The 4,735-nt window shown below is 72.8% G+C and carries 2 protein-coding genes; both read right to left on the bottom strand.

Annotated features, from left to right (window positions below):
• The coding region (locus tag AB0E67_RS36135; protein ID WP_362035056.1) for a beta-ketoacyl synthase N-terminal-like domain-containing protein at nucleotides 1-3,993 on the bottom strand (3,993 nt) is incomplete at its 3' end.
• Between the two features lie 4 nt (nucleotides 3,994-3,997).
• Nucleotides 3,998-4,735, bottom strand: a 738-nt coding sequence (locus tag AB0E67_RS36130) for a beta-ketoacyl reductase (protein ID WP_362035054.1), incomplete at its 5' end; no start/stop codon positions are given.

Here is a 4,735-nt window from a genome sequence, read left to right as displayed (position 1 = left end):
CTGGTTGTCGGTGTCGATGAGCACGATCCGGTCGGGGTGTTCGGACTGGGCGGAGCGGATGAGGCCCCAGATGGAGGCGTGTTCCAGGTCGGGGGTGTCCTCGGGTGAGGTGACGACGGCGTTGCGGGTGAGCAGTACGAGCCGGGAGTCGGCGAAACGCTCGTCCGCCAGCCATCCCTGAACCAGCTCCAGCACCCCGTGCAGGGACGTCCGTTCACCGGACGGGCAAGGAGCGATCACGACGTCGGGAGCACCGGTAAGGGCGGGAAGCCCCTCGTCGGTGGACAGCCAGACCGCCTCCGGACCCTCCGTCTGCGCGGCATCGACCGGCACCCACTCCACACGGAACAGTGCGTCCCGCACTACAGCCGCGGTAGCGGCACCCGCCGTCCCGTCGGACAGCGGCCGCAGTGCCAGCGAGTCGACCGTCAGGACCGGGCTGCCCAGGGCGTCCGCGGCGTCCAGCCGTACCTCGTCCTGACCCGTCACGGCCAGCCGTACCCGGAGCACGGTGGCGCCCGTGGCATGCAGGCGTACGCCCCGCCACGAGAACGGCATCAGCGCCGCCGCGCCGTCCTCGGCCAGGCCTCTGAGACCGACCGCCTGCAGTGCGGCGTCGAACAGGGAGGGGTGCAGCTCGAAGTCCTCGGCATCCCCGGCCAGTTCCTCCGGCAGGGCGGCCTCGGCGAAGACCTCGTCACCGAGCCGCCAAGCCGCTCGCAGCCCCTGGAACTGAGGGCCGTACTCGAAGCCGCTCTCCCGGAACCGCTCGTAGCGGCCGTCGAGGTCGAGCGGCTGCGCCCCGGCCGGCGGCCAGTCGCCGCTCAGGTCCAGTCCGGGGCCGGAGCCGAGGCGGTCCGGGCTCAGGGTACCGCCGGCATGCCGCGTCCAGGGCAGGCCGTCCTGCGCCGCGTCCCCGTCGGGCCGCGCGTGCACGGTCAGCGTGCGCCGGCCGGACTTGTCGGCGGCGCCGACCCGCACCCGGAGCCGTAGCCCGCCGTCCTCGGGCAGCACCAGCGGTGCTTCGAGGGTCAGTTCCTCCAGCAGCGGGCAACCGGCCCGGTCCCCGGCCCGTACGGCGAGTTCCGCCAGCGCGGTGCCCGGCAGCAGGGCGGCGCCCTCGACGCGGTGGCCGCGAATCCACGGCTGACCGGCGAGCGAGACCCGGCTGGTGAACAGCAGCTCGTCGCCGTCCGCGCTCTCCAGCACGGCACCCAGCAGCGGATGGTCCACCGCGTCCAGGCCCAGCGAGCGTACGTCCCCGGCCGCGCCGGACGCGGCCTTCGGCCAGTAACGCTGCCGCTGGAAGGGGTAGGTCGGCAGCTCCACCCGCCGTGCGCCGCTGCCGGCGAACAGCGCCGCCCAGTCGACGCGGGCACCGTGGGCGAACACCGTCGCCACCGCCTCCACGACCGACGCCGGCTCGGCGCGATCCCGGCGCAGAGCGGCGGCGAAGGCCACCGCGTCGCCCGGCAGGCAGTCCTCGCCCATCCCGGAGAGCACGCCGCCGGGGCCGAGTTCCAGGCAGCTACCGATGCCCAACTCGCCCAGCGTTCGCATGCCGTCGGCGAAACGCACCGCCTGACGGACATGGCGCACCCAGTAGTCCGGGTCGGTCAGCTCCTCGGCGGTCGCCGTACGGCCGGTCACATCGGAGACGACCGGGATCAGCGGATCGCTGTACCGCAGCGAGCTCGCGACCGCCCGGAACTCCTCCAGCATGGCGTCCATCCGGGGCGAGTGGAAGGCATGGCTGACATTGAGCCGCTTGGTACGGCGTCCCCGCTCAGCGAGTTCGGCGGCCACGGCGAGCACCGCGTCCTCGTCGCCGGACACGACGACGGACTGAGGCCCGTTGACGGCCGCGACCGACACGCGTTCCGTGCGCCCGGTCAGCACCTCCGCGACCTCGTCCTCGGTGGCCCGCACGGACACCATCGCCCCGCCTGCCGGCAACTCCTCCATCAGCCGGCCGCGAGCGGCCACCAGCGCGCACGCGTCCGGCAGGGTGAGCACCTCCGACACATGCGCCGCCGCCAGCTCGCCGACGGAGTGGCCCAGCAGCGCGGCGGGCCGCATCCCCCACGCCTCGACCAGCCGGAACAGCGCCACCTCTACGGCGAACAGACCCGCCTGGGTGTACTGCGTCCGGTCGAGCAGCGCCGCCTCGGGTGTGCCGGGCTCGGCGAACACGACCTCGCGCAGCGGGCGTTCGAGGTACGGGTCAAGGCAGGCGCAGATCTCGTCGAAGGCCTCGGCGAACACCGGGTAGGCGGCGTGGAGTTCCAGGCCCATCCCCGGGTACTGGCTGCCCTGACCCGTCAAGAGGAAGGCCGTGCGGGCGGACCGGTGGCCTGCGCCCATCACCAGCCCCGGTGCGCCGTCCGACTCCCCGGCGAGTGCCGCGAGGGCCGCGTCGAGCCCGCCGTCGGAGTGCAGTAGCACCGCCCGGTGCTCGAACGCCGAACGCCCCGTGGCGAGCGAGAAGCCGACATCGACCGAGTCGGTTTCCCGGGCGAACTCCCGTACCCGTGCGACCTGTTCACGTAACGCCTCCGCCGACCTCGCGGACAGCACCCACGGCACGACCGGCATCCCGGCCCCGCGCTCCGGCGCGTCCTCGGAGGCCTCCTCCGCCGGAGGCTCTTCCAGTACGGCGTGTGTGTTCGTGCCGCTCACGCCGAAGGACGACACCGCCGCACGGCGCGGCCGGTCGGCGGCCGGCCAGGGCCGCTCCTCGGTCAGCAGGGATACTGCGCCGGAGTCCCAGTCGACGTGGGTGGAGGGTGTGTCGACGTGGAGGGTGCGGGGGAGGAGGCCGTGGCGCATGGCCATAACCATCTTGATGACTCCGCCGACGCCTGCGGCGGCCTGGGTGTGGCCGATGTTGGACTTCAACGAGCCGAGCCAGAGGGGCTGTTCGGAAGTGTGGTCCTGGCCGTAGGTGGCGAGGAGGGCCTGTGCCTCGATGGGGTCGCCGAGGGTCGTGCCGGTGCCGTGGGCCTCAACGACGTCGACGTCCGCGCCGGTCAGACCGGCGGCGGCCAGCGCGTCCCGGATCACGCGCTCCTGCGCGGGGCCGTTGGGTGCGGTGAGGCCGTTGCTCGCGCCGTCCTGGTTGGCCGCCGTGGAGCGGACCACCGCCAGTACGGGGTGGCCATTGCGGCGGGCGTCCGACAGCCGCTGCAGCAACAGCAGACCCACGCCCTCCGACAGGCTGGTCCCGTCGGCGCTGTCCGCGAACGCCTTGCACCGGCCGTCCGGCGCCAGCCCGTGCCCCTGACCCCGGCTGAACTCGTCGAACAGCGTCGGCGTCGACATCACCGCCACGCCACCGGCGAGCGCCAGCGAGCACTCGCCGTTGCGCAGCGACTGCACGGCCAGATGCAGGGCGATCAACGAGGAGGAACAGGCCGTGTCGACCGTCACCGCCGGCCCCTCCAGGCCGAGCGTGTAGGACACCCGGCCGGAGGCGACGCTGCCCGCGCTGCCGTTGTAGACATAGCCCTCGACGGCGTCCGGCGACTCACGGACCAGCGTGCCGTAGTCGTGGTACATGACTCCGGCGAAGACGCCCGTACGGCTGCCGCGCAGGGTGCGCGGGTCGATGCCGGCCCGTTCCACTGCCTCCCAGGAGGTCTCCAGGAGCAGCCGCTGCTGCGGGTCCATGGCCAGGGCCTCGCGAGGTGAGATCCCGAAGAAGGCGGTGTCGAAGTCGGCCGCGTCGTACAGAAATCCGCCGTGGTCGTACAGCCCGTCCAGGTCCCAGCCTCGGTCCGTCGGGAACTCCGACACGGCGTCCTCGCCCGCGGCCACCAGCCGCCACAGGTCCTCCGGGGTGCGTACACCGCCGGGGTAGCGGCAGCTCATCGCGACGATCGCGATCGGCTCCCGGCCGCGCTCGGTGAGTTCGCGGTTGTGCTGCCGCAGTCGCTCGGTCTCCTTGAGGGACGCCCGCAGGGCGGCGACGACCTTGTCGTTGGGGTTGCTCATGAGGTCACTCACGCTCCGCGTCGGTTCTGGCGCTGTCGCCGTCGAAAGCAAGGTTGATGAGGAGGTCGACATCCATCTCGTCGATCGCGTCCACGTCGATGGCGCGGACATCGTGGACTGAGTCCTGCGCGGCCGGGGCGGGAGCCTGCGCGCTCTCCTGCGGGAACAGCTTCCGCTCCACAAACCGGGCGATCGCCTGCGGAGTCGGCTGGTCGAAGACGAGCGTGGCGGGCAGCCGCAGCCCGGTGGCCGTGTTGAGCCGGTTGCGCAGCTCGACCGCGGTCAACGAGTCGAACCCGATGTCCTTGAAGGCACGCTCCGGCTCGATCGCGGCCGTCGAGGCGTGCCCGAGCACGGCCGCCACCTGCGCGACCACCAGATCCTCCAGAGCCTGCGCCCGCCGCTCACCGGACACCCGGTCGAGCCGCTCGGCGAGCGGCAGCTCCGTGGGCCGCCGAGTGCCGGCCTCCGCGGTGTTGCGCCGCACCCGACGCTGGGCAAGCCCCCGCAGCAGCGCCGGGAGACTGTCGTCGTCGGCCCGTCGCCGCAGCGCCGCGACGTCGAGCCGGATCGGCAGCAGATGCGACTCACCCGTCGCAGAGGCAGCGTCCAGCAGCCGCAGCCCGTCCTCGGTGCTCATGGCGCCGACTCCGTGGCGGGTCATGCGGTGGAGGTCGGTGTTGGTGAGGTTGCCGGTCATGCTGCTGCGGTCTTCCCAGAGGCCCCAGCCGAGGGAGAGTGC

It is taken from the genome of Streptomyces sp. NPDC032161, from assembly GCF_040636995.1.
Lineage (GTDB): Bacteria > Actinomycetota > Actinomycetes > Streptomycetales > Streptomycetaceae > Streptomyces.
The sequence above is the reverse complement of the archived record's forward strand: the minus strand, read 5'-3'. Positions and strand labels throughout refer to the sequence as shown.